We start from the raw sequence: 17,126 nt of genomic DNA, 5'->3' as shown, positions 1-17,126 counted from the left end.
ATTCGGATGCGTCTTGGTGTAGGTTCGACCATCCCCTTTTGGAGCTTCGTTCCCGCCAATCACCTCAGATCAAGGACCCACCCCCATGCACAAAAACTACCCAGCCGCCTACCAAGTCAGCAAAGGCTCGGCCCTGCAAGTGGACAAACCCTTCTACGACCGCATCCGCACCCAGCAGGACAAGCGCACCCTGATCGAACAGTTCGAGGTGCCCATCCGCACCGGCCGCGCTTGGCACGTACCCGCCGGTCATGTGTTCCGCGTCACGACCCCCGTGGGCCCGCAGGTGGGGGACTTCAACGTCTGGAATGCCCACGATCCACGGGAGCGTCTGTGGGCGGCCCGTACCCGTCAGCTTCAGGGCGCCCACGTCAGCACTCATGACCGGCTGTGGTCGAACTTGCCGTTTTTGCGGCCATTGGTGACCATTACCGATGACAGTCTGGCCGATTATGGGATCGACGAGCATGGTGGACGGTTGCACGATCTGCTCGGTACGCGCTGTGATCCGTACGTGAACAGGATGCTCACCGGCGAGGATTTTCACCATCATTGCCACTCGAACCTGACCCGCGCGGTATTACCCCATGGTCTGACCGAGTTCGATGTGCACGATGTGCTGAATATTTTCCAATGTACCGGGCTCAATCATGACGACATGTACTTCATGAAGGCTTGTCCGGCGCAGAAGGGCGATTATTTGGAGTTTTTTGCCGAGATCGATTTGCTGTGTGCCTTGTCCACTTGCCCCGGCGGCGATTTGTCGCTGGCGATGTGGGGGCCGGATGCGCAGGATCCCCTCAGTGTCTGTCGTCCGTTGGGGGTGGAGATCTATCGGTTGGAGGATTCATTGCTGGCGGGCTGGAGCCAGCCTGAGCGGGCGGCGTACAAGGGGTTGCATGGCTTGCAGATTGCCAAGGCGGATTGGGAGCAGTGATGTAGCAAGCGCTGGCTTTTGTGGCGAGGGAGCTTGCTCCCGCTGGGTTTTGTAGGAGCTGGCGAAGCCTGCGATCTCTTGATCTTCGCTCCAGACTCAATGGAGAGGGGAAAGATCGCAGCCTCGTTGCACTCGACAGCTCCTACAGGCAGGCCCAGCCGCCACAAAAGCGGTGTGCAGCAATCAACGATCCTTGGCCTCCTTCGCATCCATCTCGGCATTGCGCTCGGCAACACGCTTGCGCTGTTCATCCGTCAGTTCGACCTTGTTGGCGGTGTCGCGCAGCATCATCAAGCCACCAACGATCGAGCCGATTGCAACAATCAGAATTAACCAGGCGTACCAGGGCATAGGGCTCTCCTTGAGGGGGCGATGGATGACGAAGATTTCGCCTGTCCATCGCACCTACCACTTATGAGCGAAGGTTGTTCGCAGTGGTTCCATACTACGCCCGTTCTGCCGGGTTCACCTCAAAGCCCGGTGAGCATCGCATCGGCCGGGGCATCGGCGCGCAGTTGCGCCGTTAGCATGAAGTACAGGAAGCCTACTGCCATGAAACCGAGGAAGATCAGCCCGATCAGCGCGTTGAACCAGGCCATCGCCACCAGGCACACCACTGCCAGTACCAGGGCGATACCCGGGATGATCGGATAGCCCGGCGCGCGGAAGGTGCGTTCCAGGTTGGGTTCGGTTTTACGCAGTTTGAACAGGCTGAGCATGCTCATGATGTACATGACGATGGCACCGAATACGGCCATGGTGATCATCGCTGCGGTCAGGGTCATGCCGCCGAGGTTGATCAGACCGTCGCTGTAGATCGCTGCGATGCCGATCAGGCCGCCGGCGATGATGGCCCGGTGCGGGGTCTGGAAACGTGACAGTTTGGCGAGTGAGGCGGGCAGGTAGCCGGCGCGGGCGAGGGCGAAGAACTGGCGCGAGTAGCCGAGGATGATGCCGTGGAAGCTTGCCACCAGGCCGAACAGGCCGATCCACACCAGCATGTGCAACCAGCCGGAGCTTTCGCCAACTACGGTTTTCATGGCTTGGGGCAGCGGGTCGTTGATGTTGGACAGGGTGCGCCAGTCGCCCACGCCTCCGGCGAAAAACATCACGCCCATGGCCAGGAACACCAGGGTCAGGATGCCGCTGATGTAGGCCTTGGGAATTGTGCGTTTCGGGTCCTTGGCTTCTTCGGCGGCCATGGCCGCGCCCTCAATGGCCAGGAAAAACCAGATGGCGAAGGGGATTGCGGCGAACATCCCGGCAATGGCCGGCGCGCCGAACACATCGGAACCGGCCCAGCCGTTCAAGGCGAAGCTGCTGAAGCTGAACGCCGGGGCGACCACGCCCATGAACACCAGCAATTCGGCCACCGCCAGCACGCAGACGATCAGCTCGAAGGTCGCCGCCAGTTTCACCCCGAGGATGTTCAGGCCCATGAACACGATATAGGCACCGACCGCCGCGTGTTTTGGGTCCAGGGCCGGGAATTGCACGTTCAGGTAGGCGCCGATGGCTAGGGCGATGGCCGGTGGCGCGAAGACGAATTCGATCAGCGTTGCCAGACCGGCGACCAACCCGCCTTTTTCGCCGAATGCCCGACGGCTGTAGGCGAACGGTCCGCCGGCGTGGGGAATGGCGGTGGTCAGTTCGGTGAAGCTGAAGATGAAGCAGGTGTACATGGCCGCGACCATGAATGATGTCACTAGAAAGCCCAGCGTTCCGGCAACGCCCCAGCCGTAGCTCCAGCCGAAGTACTCGCCGGAGATCACCAGCCCGACGGCAATACCCCATAGATGCAGGGTGCCCAGGGTGGGTTTGAGTTGTGTGTTCATCGGTGGCTCCCCCTCGATCCATAGCAAAAGCGCTGGGGTGGGGCAGTGCAGTGGGCGTGCCAGTGTGGTCGCGCTGGTCGTAATGGGTGAAATTGTGTCGTATCGGGGATGTTCGCTGCCTGATGGCTCGATTTTGTGCTCCAGTTCGGAGCGTCAGTGCCGGGGCGGGCCTCATCGCGAGCAGGCTCGCTCCCACATTTGATCTGTTGTGAATAGAGAATTTTCCTCCACTGACAATCCCCTGTGGGAGCGAGCCTGCTCGCGATGAGGCCCGCCCAGCCAACCACAAACCCATTTTTTACACATTCTTTATCCCCCAACCCCTCTCTCGATCTCGTTCCTTTACGCCCTCCCTGCCGACAATCACTCCAGACACGGCATGACGCCGTACGACGGAGAAATCCCATGAGCCTTCTGGACGGGGTGTCGCTGCTGCTGGCCGCGGCGCTGTTCATTTATCTACTGATTGCGCTGTTGCGCGCGGATCGGAACTAGGAGTGGCTATGCACGGTTATGACTACGGGCTGATCTTCGCCTTCTTCGCGCTGGTGCTGATCCCTGCACCGTTTCTGGGGCGTTTTTACTACCGGGTGATGGAAGGCCAGCGCACTTGGCTTTCACCTGTTCTTGGCCCGGTGGAGCGTGGTTGCTATCGCTTGGCCGGTGTCGATCCGGCCGTTGAGCAAAGCTGGCAGAAATACGCCTTGGCCTTGCTCGCTTTCAACCTGGCCGGTTTTTCGCTGTTGTTCGCCATTCTGCTGTTACAGGGGCATTTGCCACTCAACCCCGAAAAAGTGCCGGGTATGGAGTGGACCCAGGCATTCAACACGGCGGTGAGTTTCACCACCAATACCAATTGGCAGTCCTACAGCGGTGAAGCGTCGTTGAGCTACCTGAGCCAGATGCTTGGCCTGGCCGTGCAGAACTTTGTCAGCGCCGCCACGGGCCTGGCCGTGCTGGTGGCGCTGTGTCGCGGAATTGGGCGCAAATCCGCTGCAACGCTGGGTAACTTCTGGGTCGACATGACCCGCGCCACCCTCTACGGGCTGTTACCGCTGTGCCTGTTGCTGGCGCTGTTCCTGGTGTGGCAGGGCGTGCCGCAAACCTTCGCCCACTATGTGCACGGGTTGACGATGCAGGGCGCGGATCAAGTGATTCCATTGGGCCCGGCCGCCAGCCAGATCGCGATCAAGCAACTGGGCACCAACGGGGGTGGTTTCTTCGGCGTCAATTCGGCGCACCCGTTCGAGAACCCGACGGCCTGGAGCAACCTGTTCGAAGTCGCGTCGATCATCCTGATTTCCGCCGCGCTGGTGTTCACCTTCGGCCATTACGTCAAGGACCTGCGCCAGAGCCGGGCGATCATCGCCTGCATGCTCGCACTGTTTCTGATCGGCGGCGCCACCTCGTTGTGGGCCGAATCCCAACCCAACCCGGCGCTGTACAACGCTTCGGTGGAGCAGACCGCTCCACTGGAAGGCAAGGAGGCGCGCTTTGGCACCACGGCCACGGTGCTGTGGTCCGTCACCACCACGGCGGCATCCAATGGCTCGGTCAATGGCATGCATGACAGCCTCAATCCTCTGAGCGGCATGGTCTCGCTGGTGAACATGATGGTCGGCGAAGTCATTTTCGGCGGCGTCGGCGCGGGGCTCTACGGGATGCTGCTGAACGTGCTGATCGCAGTGTTCCTGGCTGGATTGATGATTGGCCGTACCCCGGAATACCTGGGCAAGAAGCTCGCTGCCAGGGAAGTGCAACTGCTGGTGGTGACCCTGTTGGTCATGCCGGTGAGTGTGCTGGGGCTGGGGGCGATTGCTGCGAGCCTGCCCGGGCCTGCTGCTGCGGTGAGCAACCCTGGCGCCCACGGCTTCAGCCAGTTGTTGTATGCCTACACCTCGGCGGGGGCGAACAACGGTTCGGCCTTCGCCGGCTTTGGTGCCAACACACCCTTCCACAATTTGATGCTGGGGCTGGGCATGTTGATCGGCCGTTTCGGCTACATCCTGCCGGTGCTGGCCTTGGCCGGTAGCCTGGCGCTGAAGAAAACCGCGCCGATCGGCCCGAACAGCTTTCCGACCCACGGCCCGCTGTTCGTCACCTTGCTCACCGTGACCATTCTGTTGGTGGGCGGCCTGACCTTCCTGCCGACCCTGGCCCTGGGGCCGATTGCCGAACACCTGAGCCTGGGCTTCTGAGGATCTGATGATGAATATGCCAATGAGCAAAACCGTCGTCGCCAAGGCGCCGGAGCAACCGAAAACCGCGATCTCGGCCTTGTGGCGGCCAGCGCTGCTGCAAGCGTTCGTCAAGCTCGACCCGCGCCAGTTGCACCGCGCCCCGGTGATGCTGGTGGTGGAACTGACCGCGATTCTCACCACGATGTTGTGTTTCGTTCCGGACAGCAGTGTGCCGACCTTTGTTGCCGCGCAAATTGCCCTGTGGTTGTGGTTCACGGTGTTGTTCGCCAACTTTGCCGAAGCCCTGGCCGAGGGTCGCGGCAAGGCCCGGGCAGACAGTCTCAAGGCCGGTAGCGAAGGCCTGAGCGCACGCCGCCAGACGGCCAACGGCTTTGAGGTGATAGCCGCCGCCCGCCTGCGAAAGGGTGACGTGGTACGCGTCGAGGCGGGGGAGATGATTCCTGGCGATGGCGAAGTGATCGAAGGCATCGCGGCCGTCAACGAGGCGGCGATTACCGGCGAATCGGCCCCGGTGATCCGCGAGTCCGGCGGCGATCGTTCAGCCGTCACCGGCAACACGCGCCTGGTCTCCGACTGGCTGCTGGTGCGCGTCACCAGTAACCCCGGTGAATCCACCCTGGACCGCATGATCGCTCTCGTCGAAGGCGCCAAGCGGCAGAAGACGCCCAACGAAGTGGCGCTGGATATTTTGCTGATCGGCCTGACGCTGATCTTCCTGCTGGTGGTGGTGACGCTGCAGCCGTTCGCGCATTTCGCCAACGGTAATTTGCCGCTGGTGTTTCTGGTGGCGCTGTTGGTGACGTTGATTCCCACTACCATCGGCGGGCTGTTGTCGGCCATCGGTATCGCCGGGATGGATCGGCTGGTGCGCCTGAACGTGATCGCCAAGTCCGGTCGCGCGGTGGAAGCGGCGGGGGACGTGCATGTGCTGATGCTGGACAAGACCGGCACCATCACCTTCGGCAATCGTCGCTGTACCGCGGTTCACGCCGCGCCCGGTGTAAGCGTCAAGGAGCTGACCGAAGGGGCGTTATTCGCTTCGTTGGCCGACGACACGGCGGAGGGCAAGTCCATCGTCGAGTACCTGCGGGGTTTGCATTCGCAACCCGAGCCGGGCGCCGAACTGCTGACCGCTGTGCCGTTCAGTGCCGAAACCCGATTGTCCGGTGTCGATTATCAGGGCCGGGTGTACCGCAAGGGTGCCGTGGATTCGCTGCTGAGTTTTATCGGCCTGTCGAAAAGCGAACTGCTACCTGCACTGGCGCGGGAGGTGGACAAGATCGCCCAGAGCGGCGGTACCCCTTTGCTGGTGTGCGTTGACGGCAGGCTGCTGGGGGCGATTCATCTGAAGGACGTGGTCAAGCCCGGTATCCGCGAGCGCTTTGCCGAGCTGCGCAAGTTAGGGATTCGCACGGTGATGGTTACCGGCGACAACCCGCTGACCGCCGCCGCCATTGCTGCCGAGGCCGGCGTCGATGACGTGCTGGCCGAGGCCACGCCGGAGAAAAAACTGGCGCGCATCCGTCATGAGCAGAATGACGGTCGTCTGGTGGCGATGTGTGGTGACGGCGCCAACGATGCGCCGGCCCTGGCCCAGGCTGACGTCGGCATGGCGATGAACGACGGCACACAGGCGGCGCGAGAGGCGGCCAACATGGTCGACCTCGACAGCGACCCGACCAAGTTGCTGGACGTGGTGCAAATCGGCAAGGAACTGCTGGTGACCCGTGGGGCCTTGACGACGTTTTCCATCGCCAACGACATCGCCAAGTACTTCGCCATCCTGCCGGCGCTATTTGCTTCGATCTATCCACAACTGGGGGGGCTGAACGTGATGCACCTGAGCAGCCCGCAAAGCGCGATTCTGTCGGCGATTGTGTTCAACGCCTTGATCATCGTGGTGCTGATCCCGTTGGCGTTGCGTGGTGTGCGGGTGCAGGCCGCCAGCGCGGCGGCGCTGCTGCGGCGCAATCTGCTGATCTATGGCCTGGGTGGGATCGTGGTGCCGTTTGTGGGGATCAAGGCGATCGACATGTTGCTGACGGCGCTGGGGCTGGTTTGAGCGGACAACCAACGCTCATCTTCACCCTGTGGGAGCAAGGCTTGCCCGCGATGGACGATGACACGGTGTTGGTTCAGACCGAGGTGACTGCATCGCGAGCAAGCTTTGCTCCCACAAGGTGGTTTCCACAGGTAATTTTTTATTCAATTCGAGGATTTCTGGATGTTCACTCTGATACGCCCGGCCTTGAGCCTATTGCTTCTGATGACCCTGATCACCGGCGTTGCGTACCCCTTACTGGTTACGGGCGTGGCCCAGGTCGCGTTTCCCGCCCAGGCCAACGGCAGCCTGATCGTTGATGCCGGCGGCAAGGTCCGTGGCTCCCTGTTGATCGCCCAGGATTTCCAGGGTGATGCCTGGTTCCATCCGCGTCCATCGGCCGGCGCTTTCGCCACGGTAGCCAGCGGCGCCAGCAACTTTTCCCCGAGCAATCCGGCCCTGGCCGCGCGGGTGATCGATGACGCCCAGGCATTGCAAGTGCCCGGTCAAGGCCCTGTGCCGCTGGCGCTGCTGACCACCTCGGGCAGCGGACTGGATCCCCACTTGCCACCGGCGGCGATTGCCTATCAACTGGCGCGTGTCGCCGCCGCACGCAATCTGCCGGTGGCGTCCGTGCAGCAACTGCTCGACGCTCACATCGAGCAACCGCTGGTGGGGCCGCCAGTGGTGAATGTGCTGGCGCTGAACCTGGCGCTGGAAAAACTGTAGACCTCTGTGGGAGTGGAGTGGGGCCTGTGGGAGCAAAGTGAAATCTGTGGGAGCAAAGGCTGTGGAAGCAAGCCTTGTGGGAGCAAGCCCTGTAGGAGCAGGCCCTGTGGGAGCAAAGCTTGCTCGCGATCAGGACGACACGGTTCAACTGCCGAACCGCGTTATTGTTCATCGCGAGCAAGCTTTGCTCCCACAGGGGCTGCTCTCACAGATTCCATTTTGCTCCCACAGGGCTTGCTCTCACAGATTCCACTTTGCTCCCACAGGGGCTTGCTCTCACAGGTTCCATTTTGCTCCCGCAGGGGCAGCTCTCACAGGTTCCACTTTGCTTCCACCGGCCTGCTCCCACCGGCCGTTTGATCAACCTCTGAAAGAGAACCCCAACACATGAGCGACTCCGGCCGCGCCGACGCACTGTTAGCCAAGCTGCCCCGCACCGACCGTGGCCGGCTCAAGGTTTTCCTGGGTGCGTCGCCGGGTGTCGGCAAGACCTACGCCATGCTGCAGGCGGCCCACACGCAACTGCGCCAAGGTGTCAGGGTGGTCGCCGGCGTGGTGGAGACTCACGGCCGCAGTGAAACGGAAGCGCTGCTCGGCGGTCTGGTGCAGCAGCCGCTGGTGCGTTCGGAGTATCGCGGGGTGGTGCTCGAGGAAATGGACCTTGATGGTCTGCTCGCGACTCGGCCGGCCTTGGTGCTGGTGGACGAACTGGCCCACAGCAACGCGCCCGGCAGCCGTCACGCCAAACGCTGGCAAGACATTCAGGAGTTGCTGGCCGCCGGCATCGATGTCTACACCACCGTCAACGTCCAGCACCTGGAAAGTCTCAACGATCAGGTGCGCGGTATCACCGGCGTGCAAGTTCGCGAGACGCTGCCCGACTGGGTCCTGCAGGAGGCCGATGAACTGCTGCTGATCGACCTGCCACCGCGCGAGCTGCTGGAGCGCCTGCGCGATGGCAAGGTGTATGTGCCTGAACAGGCGCGCGCAGCGATCGATGCTTTTTTCAGCCAGACCAACCTCACCGCATTGCGTGAGCTGGCCATGCAAACCGCCGCCGCACAGGTGGACAACGATCTTGCCCAGGGCTACCGGCAACTGGGCCAGGCGGCTCCGGCGGTGCGGGGACGATTGTTGGTGGGGGTCGACGGTGATGACCAGGCCGAACGTCTGGTGCGCCATGCCAGCCGCGTCGCCCAGCGTCGGCATCTTCCCTGGAGCCTGGTACACGTGGACAACGGCAGCACGCGGGACGAGCCATCGCGCCAGCGCCTGCAAAATGCCCAGCAACTGGCCGAGCGCCTTGGCGGGGAAGTGGTGCTGCTACGGGCCGGTGAAGTCGCCAGGACCCTGATCCAGCACGCCACCGAACGTCGCGCCACGCTGGTGCTGGTGGGACAGTCCAGGCCGCGACTGCGTCGGCGGCTGTTGGGTGGTGGCTTGGCTTCACGCTTGCTGCGCGATACCAGGGGGCTGGAACTCAACGTGCTGGACCGCGATGAACAGCGCCCTGTGGCCCGCGTGCGTTCAAACGCCGTCCTGAGCGGGTTCGACTACGTGCTGGCGCTGGTGGCGACGGCGGCGGCCAGTGCGCTGGCCTGGGGGATCTCCGGGCTTCTGCCCTTGCCCAATATCTCCTTGGTGTTTCTGATGGCGGTGTTGCTGGTGGCGGTTCGTAGCAGCCTCGGCCCGGCGCTGGCCTGCGCGGCGCTGTCATTCCTGGCCTATGACTTTCTGTTCATCCCACCGAATTTTTCCTTCACCATCCAGCGTGAAGAAGACGTACTCACCCTGGTGTTTTTCTTGCTCATGGCGGCCCTGACCGGCAACCTTGCGGCCCGCCAGCGACGACAGTTGCAGGCGCTGCGCGAGACCCAGCAGGAAACCGGCGAGCTGCTTGACCTGTCCCGCAAGCTGACCGCCGCGACTGACCGCCAAGCGGTGATCAGCGCCGCCGCGCAGCACCTCAACGGCTGGCACGACCTGCAACTGTGCCTGCTCAACCGTGACGGTCAGGGTGACTGGAAGGTCGAAACGGCCGAACCGTTGACCTTCACCGAAGCTGAGCGCGCGGCCGCCGATTGGGCTTGGCAACACGACCAACCGGCCGGCGCCGGCACCGGAACACTGCCGTCCGGGCGCTGGTGGTGGTGGCCGTTGTCGACAGAGGAGGGGCCGCTGGCGTTGCTGGGCGTGTGCTCGAAAGAAGGCAAGCCGTTGAGCGGCCAGCGGCGTCGTCTGTTGGCTGCCCTCAGTCAGCCATTGGCGCAGGCCCTGGCTCGGGCGCAACTGGCCCAGGATCTGGAAGCGGCGCGCCTGCACGGTGAAACCGAGCAACTGCGCAGTGCGTTGTTGGCCTCGGTGTCCCACGATTTGCGCACGCCGCTGACCTCCATGCGCGGCAGTATCGACAGTCTGTTGGCGTTGGGCGAGGCGATCCCGCTGGCCGATCGCCGCGAACTGCTGGAAGGCACCCGCGATGAAGCCGAGCGCCTGGATCGCTACATTCAGAACCTGCTGGACATGACCCGGCTCGGCCACGGCGCCCTGAAGCTGGCGCGGGACTGGGTATCGCCGGCCGACATCGTCGGCAGCGCGTTGAACCGGCTGCGGGCGGTGCTGGCGCCGTTGGCGGTGGGCATCGAGGTGCCGACCGAGTTGCCGTTGTTGTATGTTCACGCGGCGCTGATCGAACAGGCGCTGGTGAATGTGCTGGAGAATGCCGCACGATTTTCTCCGACTCACGGGCGTCTGCTGCTGAGCGCAGGGGCGACGGACAGCGAAGTTTTTTTCGCCGTGGCCGACGAGGGGCCCGGGATCCCTGAAGAAGAGCGCGAGAAAATCTTCGACATGTTCTACACCGCTGCGCGCGGTGATCGCGGCGGGCAGGGTACCGGGCTGGGACTGGCGATCTGTCAGGGCATGGTCGGTGCCCATGGCGGGCGAATCAGCGTGGACACCGGCCTGGACGGGCGCGGTACCTGCATCATCTTGCATCTGCCATTGCAGGCGCAACCGGGCCTGGACGATGAAGCCTGAGCGGCGCTGGGTTACTCTCTTTCCCCTTGATTGCATTGAACGGACCTCATGAGCCAGACCGCGACCCTTTTGGTCATCGATGACGAACCGCAGATCCGCAAATTCCTGCGCATCAGCCTGGCCTCCCAAGGCTACAAGGTGCTCGAAGCCGGCACTGGCACCGAAGGCCTGGCCCAGGCGGCGCTGAACAAACCCGATTTGCTGGTGCTCGATTTGGGCCTGCCGGACATGGACGGCCAGCAGGTGCTGCGCGAGTTTCGGCAATGGTCCACGGTGCCGGTGCTGGTGCTCTCGGTGCGGGCCAGCGAAGCTCAGAAGGTCGAGGCGCTGGACAACGGCGCCAATGATTACGTGACCAAGCCGTTCGGCATCCAGGAGTTCCTGGCGCGCATTCGTGCCCTGCTGCGTCAGGCCCCGGCGGGCGAGGCGCGGGAAGCGGCGCTGACGTTCGGTCCGCTGACGGTGGACCTGGCTTATCGCCGAGTCCTGCTCGATGGCACCGAAGTGGCCCTGACCCGCAAGGAATACGCCGTGCTGGCGCAATTGGCGCGCCATCCTGGGCGGGTCATCACCCAGCAGCAATTGCTCAAGGATATCTGGGGCCCGACGCACACCGAAGACACCCACTACTTGCGGATCGTGGTCGGTCATCTGCGTCAAAAACTGGCCGACGACCCGACCCGGCCCCGGTTCATTGCGACCGAGGCGGGGGTTGGGTATCGGTTGTTGGGGGAGGGTGGACTTTGAGTTTGATGCTGGCTGAGCTGCCGTCATCGCGAGCAGGCTCGCTCCCACAGGCGTTGTGATGTTCTTGAATCCGCAGATCCATGTGGGAGCGAGCCTGCTCGCGATGAGACCCTCACTGCCACGAGCGCTCCATCAGTTCTGCTCATTCTCATAACGATCCAGCGTGTCACTGGCAATCTCCCGCCCCAGGGCGATCAGCTCCGGCGCCTTGTAGAACTCGAAAAACCGGCACACCCGTTTTGGCACGTTGATCAGCACATCCGGTGGATATCCGGCGATCTTGTACTGGGCCAGGGAGGTCTGCATCACCTCGAAACTCTGGTTGATCAAATCCAGCAGCGAGGCCGGGCCGACGTTGTCGATGATGAACGAACCGGTCGCCGATTTCGGCGCACCTTCGGACTCCGGCGCGGCGGCGGGTTGCTGGCCTTCGGGCTCGGCGGATCCGAGCCAGGGGTTGATCTCGGCGGCCTCGGCTTTTAGCGCCTCCTGTTCCAGCAGCAGTAACTGCTCGGCTTGCTTGCGACGAAACGGCAGTCGCGAACCCAGGGAACTGACGAGGGTGTCGAAGCGACGCTTGAACGCTGCCGGGCGCTGGATTACGGGCAGTCTGTATTGTTTCTGGTTGGTGGCGTTGAGGTTGACCGCGATGATCAGGTCGCAATGGCTCGACACCACCGGCACGATAGGCAACGGATTGAGCAGGCCGCCATCGACCAGCATGCGGTTGCCTTGCATTACGGGGGTGAACAGGCTGGGAATCGCCGCCGAGGCGCGCATCGCCTGATGCAGGCAACCTTCCTGGAACCAGATTTCCTGCTGATTGGTCAGGTCGGTGGCCACGGCAGTATAGGGAATGCGCAGGTCTTCGATATTGAGTTCGCCGACGATCTTTCGGATCTGCCCGAAGACTTTCTCGCCGCGAATAGCCCCCAGGCGAAAGCTGACGTCCACCAGCCGCAGCACATCCAGGTAATCCAGGCTTTCGATCCAGTTACGGTAATCATCGAGCTTGCCCGCGGCATAGATCCCGCCCACGACGGCGCCCATGGAGCAACCGGCGATGCAGGCAATGTCGTAGCCACGTCGTTCGATTTCTTCGATCACCCCGATATGGGCGTAGCCCCGGGCGCCACCCGATCCCAGTACCAATGCGACACGTTTTGTCATGACCCGGCCTCTTGTAAAACAGACTTTAACAATGCACTTATCGACGGCTGGGCTCAATCGTTGTGGCGCAGGTGTCGTTTTTTGATACGCCGCGCCGGCATTTGCGTATGCTCGCCCACACTTGAATTTACACGATCAGGCCTTGGCACTTTTTGCCGGCTGGACCGTCTTACCTGCACGACTGTTGACCTGACTTGAGGTGTAATTGATGAAAGCCCGGATTTGTCTACCCCTGGTGGCATCCTTGATGGTGTTGGCCCTGACCGGTTGTGCCGGCAAGACCGCTTACCGCGACAGCTGCGGCAGCCAGCTCGACAGCGCCTGGCGTGAACTGGACCTGGCCAAGGCCGAAGGTTTTGCCGGCACTGTGAGTTATTCCAAGGCCCTGTCGCTGCTGACCGGCGCCAAGACCCAGCAGCAGTTCGAGGCATTTGAAGGGTGCACCAATAAGGCCGAGAAAGCCCGTTTCTACATCCGCGAATCTCGCGCTGGGCGTTAAAAACAGCGACAAGCCGTCAGCCGCAAGCTACAAGTTAAGGGGGCACGCTGCTCCTCACTTGAAGCTTGCAGCTTGACCCTCGAAGCTACGTACGGAGTACGTCCCCATGATTGATCGGCTGGTGGCCCGGATATTGGGCCTGGAAGTCCGGCTGCTGGCCTGTCAGGCCCGCCTCAATGCCCATACCGACAGTGAAGCCCTGCATGACTTGCGGACCACGGTTCGCCGTTTGCGCAGCCTGCTTCGTCCGTTGCGCGGTTTGCCCGGCGTCGAACAGCTGGAAACAGCCGCTTCGGCGGTGGGTACGTTGACCACGCCCTTGCGGGACCGGGAAGTGCTGGCCGCTTACCTTGAACAACACGGCAAGACCGAAGCCGCGCGGCGGCGCCAGGTACAAATGGCCGATGCCTATCCCGCCGTTGCCGGCAGCCCGGAGCTGGCCCAATTGCTGATGGTGCTCGACGCCTTCCCGCGCTTCATTCGCGCGGCGCAACGTCAGGACCTGCTTAAAGGTCTGCGCAAACGCATCGAAAAGCGCTTGGACAAACAATGGAAAAAACTCGGCGAAGCCCTGCGCGATCCGGCTCATGACCGCCATCGTTTGCGGCTGTTGATCAAGCGCGTGCGCTACGCCATCGAAGCCTACCCTGAACTTGACCGCCTGCCCGAAGCGGCCATGCCACGGCTCAAGTCCGCCCAGGGCGCACTGGGTGACTGGCACGATTGCTGGCAATGGCTGGCCAGGGCCAAGCAGGAAAGCGACTTGCAATCCTGTGTGCCGATCTGGCTCAGCACCATGGAAAAGGCCGAGGCCAAGTCCGATAAAGTGCTCGATAAACTGATTGCCAGTTGCTTCAAAAAATCCTGAGCCTTGCAGATATTCCCGTGTGGGAGCGAGCCTGCTCGCGATAGCGCCGCGTCAGTCAACAGTTATTCAAGCTGACTCACCGCTATCGCGAGCAGGCTCGCTCCCACAGTGGATTGTTGGGGATTGGGACGCCGCGACCTATCTGTCAGTCTCTTTGGCCGGAATGAGTGCTGTGCCAACCGTCTGGGCTGGTTAAGATTCCTGCATCTTTTTCCCATGTTCTCGAGGTTGTCATGCGCTTTTCCGATTTGATCGATGCCGTGCGTCGTCAGCCAGACGCCGTGACCATCGCGCCTGAGTGGGGTCAGGGGCGCGCCAGTTTTGGCGGGCTGGTGGCGGCGCTGCAATATGAAGCGATGCGTGCGCGGGTCCCGGCGGATCGCCCGGTGCGTTCGCTGGCGATCACCTTTGTCGGGCCGGTAGAGGCCGACGTGCCCGTCAGTTTCGAAGTCGATGTATTGCGTGAAGGCAAGGCGGTCAGCCAGGTATTGGGGCGAGCGGTACAGAACGGTCAGGTAGTGACCGTGGTACAAGGCAGCTTCGGCGCATCGCGCTCCTCGGTGGTGGCGGTGCAGGCCGACCCCGCGCCTGAGTTCAAAAGCGTGGAGCAATGCCAGGAACTGCCCTACATCAAGGGCGGTACGCCGGAATTCATGCGTCACCTGGCGCTGTGCTGGAGCGTCGGTGGCCTGCCGTTTACCGGCAACAAATCCCGCAGCATGGGCGGCTGGGTGCGTTTGCGCGGTGATGTCAAAGAGGAGCCGCTGAACGAGGCGCACATCCTGGCATTGGTCGATGCCTGGCCTCCGGCGCTGTTACCCCATCTCACTCAAATGGCACCGGGCAGTACGCTCACCTGGACCATTGAATTCGTCCAGCCACTGCTGGCACTCACGACACTGGACTGGTGTAAATACCTGGCCGAGATCGAGCATGCCCAGGATGGCTACGGCCATGTCGCCGCCAGGTTCTGGAGCGCTGATGGTCGTTTGATCGCCATGAGCCGGCAGACGGTGACAATTTTCGGCTAAGGCTCTTCATGACTGCGGCACTGCAACACGAGTGCGGCAATCATGCCGAGGGAGCCGATGGCAACATTGGCCAGGCTCAGGCTGAATACCCCCGATACCATCAGCAAAAACGCGACGATGAACAGCGGTACGGCAATCTGGTGCAACACCGGATTGCTCGGGTGACCAGGATGGTCAAGGCAGTTGCGCCATTGCCAGACCGGGAAGTGGGGGGGACGTTTGCCCATGATGCTGATCCTTAAGTTCGCTAAACCGAATAACCCAAGCGTAAGCCCGACCGGGCAGCGCGACGAATCGCCGTTGGCTATCGACGTGATAGGTGGCCATAGCCTTTCACCGACGAACTGCTTGTTTGTGGCAAGGGGATTCATCTGTGGGAGCAAGGCTTGCCCGCGATGAAGACGATGTGGTCTCCCTGGGGAGCGAGGCGCCTGCATCGCGGGCAAGCCTTGCTCCCACAGATAAACCCCCAGGCAGCAAGAGTTCTGCCAGGCAGGTCAACGGGCTGCGGTGTCCTAAAGCCTGAGCTGCCCGATCGCCTTGTTCAGTTCCCCCGCCAACGTTGCCAGCTCATGGCTGGTGGTGGCCGAGTCCACCGTCTGGCGCACGGTGTTTTCAGTCACGTCACGAATACTCACGACCGCCCGGTTCATTTCCTCGGCAACCTGGCTTTGCTGTTCGGCCGCCACAGCGATCTGCGTGTTGCTCTCGCGCATCTGCGCCACCGCCCCGGTGATCTGCGCCAGCGCCTCACCGGCTTCCCGAGCCTGTTGCACGCATTCGTCGGCCTTGTAGGAGCTTTCCTGCATGAAATCCACCGCGTCCCGGGTTCCGGCCTGCAAGGCAGAGACCATGGTGGTGATTTCATCCGTGGAGGTTTGCACTCGTTTTGCCAGGTTACGCACTTCGTCGGCGACCACCGCAAACCCTCGACCCATTTCCCCGGCCCGCGCTGCCTCAATGGCCGCGTTGAGGGCCAGTAGATTGGTTTGTTCGGCGATGCTGTGGATCACGCTGACCACGCTGTTGATCTTCTGGCTGTCCTCGGCCAGGCGCTGGATCATTTCGGCGGTCTGCTGCACGCCGCAGGAGAGCCCGGTGATGGACTGTTGCACCCGGCTGACCACTTCGCGGCCATTGCCGGCCAGGGTATCGGCGGTTTTCGACAGGTCGCGGGTGGCGCCGGCATGCTGGGCGATGTGATAAACCGTGGCGGACATCTCGTTGATCGCCGTGGCCGCCTGATCGGTTTCGCTTTGCTGGCCGAGCATACCGTGGCGAACATCGTTCATGCTCGAGGCCAGGCGTGCTGCACCGCTGTCCAGTTGCCGGGCAGTGCTGGCAACGGTATCAACCACACGTTGATACCCAGCTTGCATGGCGTTGAACGCCGCGGCCATCTGGCCTACCTCGTCCTTGCAGGCCAGGGGCACGCGGGCGGACAGGTCACCGGTTTTCTCCACGTGCAACATCACATCCTTCAGGGTGTTGAGCTGGCTGAGCAGAAACCGGATTAGCAACTGCGATGCGCCCAGCATCGCCAGCATCAGCACGAACACCGCCACGGCGTATTGGCTGAAGCGCTCCGCGAACACCTGGCTCAGGCTTGCGCCCTGGGCCAGCACGGCGAGCTGTTGGCCGTCACCGCCACGGATCACTTCGGCACCCAGCAGTGGATTGTCGCCGAACAGGGAGCTGGCCGAGAGTGCTACCCAGCCGCCGGCTTCTGCCAGGGAGGGTAATGATTGATCGTTGAACATGGGGATCTGGCCGCGCTGGAATGCCAGCAGGTGATCGACCTTGGGCAAAGGCTGCCCGGCGGGCCAGGCCGCCAGCAATCGCGCCTGGGCCTGGGCGTTCGCCTGGGCCGCATGGTTGCGCGCCTGTTGTTCGAGTTGCACCGCGTAGAGTACGAGCAGCAAGGTCGTGACAAAGGCGACCGCATTGACCGCCCAGAATTTGTATTTCAGTGAGATATTGCTAAGCCAGGCACCCATGGAAGGTCTTCTCTGATAGCGGAAACAGTTTT

At 62.2% G+C, this 17,126-nt stretch carries 14 protein-coding genes and 1 pseudogene; 10 read left to right on the top strand and 5 right to left on the bottom strand.

Annotation, left to right across the window (positions count from 1 at the left end):
- Window positions 1–85: 85 nt before the first annotated feature.
- Window positions 86–937: a DUF1989 domain-containing protein gene (locus MA884_RS16070; protein ID WP_256231435.1), complete on the top strand. Its 852-nt coding sequence runs from the start codon at window positions 86–88 to the stop codon at window positions 935–937.
- 183 nt (window positions 938–1,120) lie between these two features.
- On the opposite strand, the gene MA884_RS16065 is transcribed toward MA884_RS16070, so the two are convergent.
- Both MA884_RS16065 and eat read right to left on the bottom strand, forming a co-directional pair.
- Complete coding sequence (locus MA884_RS16065; protein WP_003183831.1) at window positions 1,121–1,288, bottom strand: DUF2897 family protein; 168 nt, start codon at window positions 1,286–1,288, stop codon at window positions 1,121–1,123.
- Between the two features lie 119 nt (window positions 1,289–1,407).
- Window positions 1,408–2,772, bottom strand: coding sequence for an ethanolamine permease (gene eat / locus MA884_RS16060; protein WP_256231434.1), 1,365 nt, complete (start codon window positions 2,770–2,772; stop codon window positions 1,408–1,410).
- Window positions 2,773–3,177: 405 nt separating this feature from the next.
- Between eat and kdpF the strand changes: the two genes are divergently transcribed.
- The 6 genes from kdpF to MA884_RS16030 all read left to right on the top strand — a co-directional run bounded on the left by kdpF (window position 3,178) and on the right by MA884_RS16030 (window position 11,529).
- Window positions 3,178–3,267, top strand: a complete 90-nt coding sequence (gene kdpF / locus MA884_RS16055; RefSeq protein WP_047226333.1) for a K(+)-transporting ATPase subunit F — start codon at window positions 3,178–3,180, stop codon at window positions 3,265–3,267.
- Window positions 3,268–3,275: 8 nt separating this feature from the next.
- A complete protein-coding gene (kdpA, locus tag MA884_RS16050) occupies window positions 3,276–4,970 on the top strand; it encodes a potassium-transporting ATPase subunit KdpA (RefSeq protein WP_256231433.1) in 1,695 nt (564 codons plus the stop codon).
- A gap of 10 nt (window positions 4,971–4,980) precedes the next feature.
- Window positions 4,981–7,035 (top strand): potassium-transporting ATPase subunit KdpB, encoded by a 2,055-nt coding sequence (gene kdpB, locus MA884_RS16045; RefSeq protein WP_256231432.1) that lies wholly within the window; start codon window positions 4,981–4,983, stop codon window positions 7,033–7,035.
- 162 nt (window positions 7,036–7,197) lie between these two features.
- Window positions 7,198–7,743, top strand: a complete 546-nt coding sequence (gene kdpC / locus MA884_RS16040) for a potassium-transporting ATPase subunit KdpC (protein ID WP_256231431.1) — start codon at window positions 7,198–7,200, stop codon at window positions 7,741–7,743.
- Window positions 7,744–8,130: 387 nt separating this feature from the next.
- Window positions 8,131–10,782 (top strand): sensor histidine kinase KdpD, encoded by a 2,652-nt coding sequence (locus tag MA884_RS16035; RefSeq protein WP_256231430.1) that lies wholly within the window; start codon window positions 8,131–8,133, stop codon window positions 10,780–10,782.
- Between the two features lie 48 nt (window positions 10,783–10,830).
- The gene (locus MA884_RS16030) at window positions 10,831–11,529 is read left to right on the top strand and encodes a response regulator (protein ID WP_256231429.1); all 699 of its coding nucleotides are present in this window, start codon (window positions 10,831–10,833) and stop codon (window positions 11,527–11,529) included.
- A 132-nt stretch (window positions 11,530–11,661) separates the two neighbouring features.
- Here MA884_RS16030 and MA884_RS16025 read toward each other — a convergent pair whose 3' ends face one another.
- Complete coding sequence (locus tag MA884_RS16025) at window positions 11,662–12,699, bottom strand: patatin-like phospholipase family protein (protein WP_256231428.1); 1,038 nt, start codon at window positions 12,697–12,699, stop codon at window positions 11,662–11,664.
- A gap of 208 nt (window positions 12,700–12,907) precedes the next feature.
- Here MA884_RS16025 and MA884_RS16020 point away from each other — a divergent pair, with 208 nt between their 5' ends.
- The 3 genes from MA884_RS16020 to MA884_RS16010 all read left to right on the top strand — a co-directional run bounded on the left by MA884_RS16020 (window position 12,908) and on the right by MA884_RS16010 (window position 15,097).
- Window positions 12,908–13,198, top strand: a complete 291-nt coding sequence (locus tag MA884_RS16020; RefSeq protein ID WP_256231427.1) for a hypothetical protein — start codon at window positions 12,908–12,910, stop codon at window positions 13,196–13,198.
- Between the two features lie 106 nt (window positions 13,199–13,304).
- On the top strand, window positions 13,305–14,066 hold the full coding sequence (locus MA884_RS16015; protein WP_256231426.1) for a CHAD domain-containing protein: 762 nt from the start codon (window positions 13,305–13,307) through the stop codon (window positions 14,064–14,066).
- 233 nt (window positions 14,067–14,299) lie between these two features.
- Window positions 14,300–15,097 (top strand): acyl-CoA thioesterase II, encoded by a 798-nt coding sequence (locus tag MA884_RS16010; RefSeq protein ID WP_256231425.1) that lies wholly within the window; start codon window positions 14,300–14,302, stop codon window positions 15,095–15,097.
- Between the two features lie 8 nt (window positions 15,098–15,105).
- On the opposite strand, the pseudogene MA884_RS16005 reads toward MA884_RS16010, so the two are convergent.
- Window positions 15,106–15,324 (bottom strand): annotated as a pseudogene (locus tag MA884_RS16005) (terminase); the annotation flags it as partial.
- Between the two features lie 288 nt (window positions 15,325–15,612).
- Complete coding sequence (locus MA884_RS16000) at window positions 15,613–17,094, bottom strand: methyl-accepting chemotaxis protein (protein WP_256231424.1); 1,482 nt, start codon at window positions 17,092–17,094, stop codon at window positions 15,613–15,615.
- Between the last annotated feature and the right edge of the window lie 32 nt (window positions 17,095–17,126).

It is taken from the genome of Pseudomonas sp. Q11, from assembly GCF_024494355.1.
GTDB lineage: Bacteria > Pseudomonadota > Gammaproteobacteria > Pseudomonadales > Pseudomonadaceae > Aquipseudomonas > Aquipseudomonas hefeiensis.
The sequence above is the reverse complement of the archived record's forward strand: the minus strand, read 5'-3'. Positions and strand labels throughout refer to the sequence as shown.

Coding starts and splice junctions, on each gene's coding strand:
- kdpC (WP_256231431.1), top strand. CDS start 7,198: ATGTTCACTCTGATACGCCCGGCCTTGAGCCTATTGCTTCTGATGACC.
- MA884_RS16025 (WP_256231428.1), bottom strand. CDS start 12,699: ATGACAAAACGTGTCGCATTGGTACTGGGATCGGGTGGCGCCCGGGGC.
- MA884_RS16015 (WP_256231426.1), top strand. CDS start 13,305: ATGATTGATCGGCTGGTGGCCCGGATATTGGGCCTGGAAGTCCGGCTG.
- MA884_RS16010 (WP_256231425.1), top strand. CDS start 14,300: ATGCGCTTTTCCGATTTGATCGATGCCGTGCGTCGTCAGCCAGACGCC.
- kdpF (WP_047226333.1), top strand. CDS start 3,178: ATGAGCCTTCTGGACGGGGTGTCGCTGCTGCTGGCCGCGGCGCTGTTC.
- MA884_RS16000 (WP_256231424.1), bottom strand. CDS start 17,094: ATGGGTGCCTGGCTTAGCAATATCTCACTGAAATACAAATTCTGGGCG.
- kdpA (WP_256231433.1), top strand. CDS start 3,276: ATGCACGGTTATGACTACGGGCTGATCTTCGCCTTCTTCGCGCTGGTG.
- kdpB (WP_256231432.1), top strand. CDS start 4,981: ATGAATATGCCAATGAGCAAAACCGTCGTCGCCAAGGCGCCGGAGCAA.
- MA884_RS16070 (WP_256231435.1), top strand. CDS start 86: ATGCACAAAAACTACCCAGCCGCCTACCAAGTCAGCAAAGGCTCGGCC.
- MA884_RS16065 (WP_003183831.1), bottom strand. CDS start 1,288: ATGCCCTGGTACGCCTGGTTAATTCTGATTGTTGCAATCGGCTCGATC.
- MA884_RS16020 (WP_256231427.1), top strand. CDS start 12,908: ATGAAAGCCCGGATTTGTCTACCCCTGGTGGCATCCTTGATGGTGTTG.
- MA884_RS16035 (WP_256231430.1), top strand. CDS start 8,131: ATGAGCGACTCCGGCCGCGCCGACGCACTGTTAGCCAAGCTGCCCCGC.
- eat (WP_256231434.1), bottom strand. CDS start 2,772: ATGAACACACAACTCAAACCCACCCTGGGCACCCTGCATCTATGGGGT.
- MA884_RS16030 (WP_256231429.1), top strand. CDS start 10,831: ATGAGCCAGACCGCGACCCTTTTGGTCATCGATGACGAACCGCAGATC.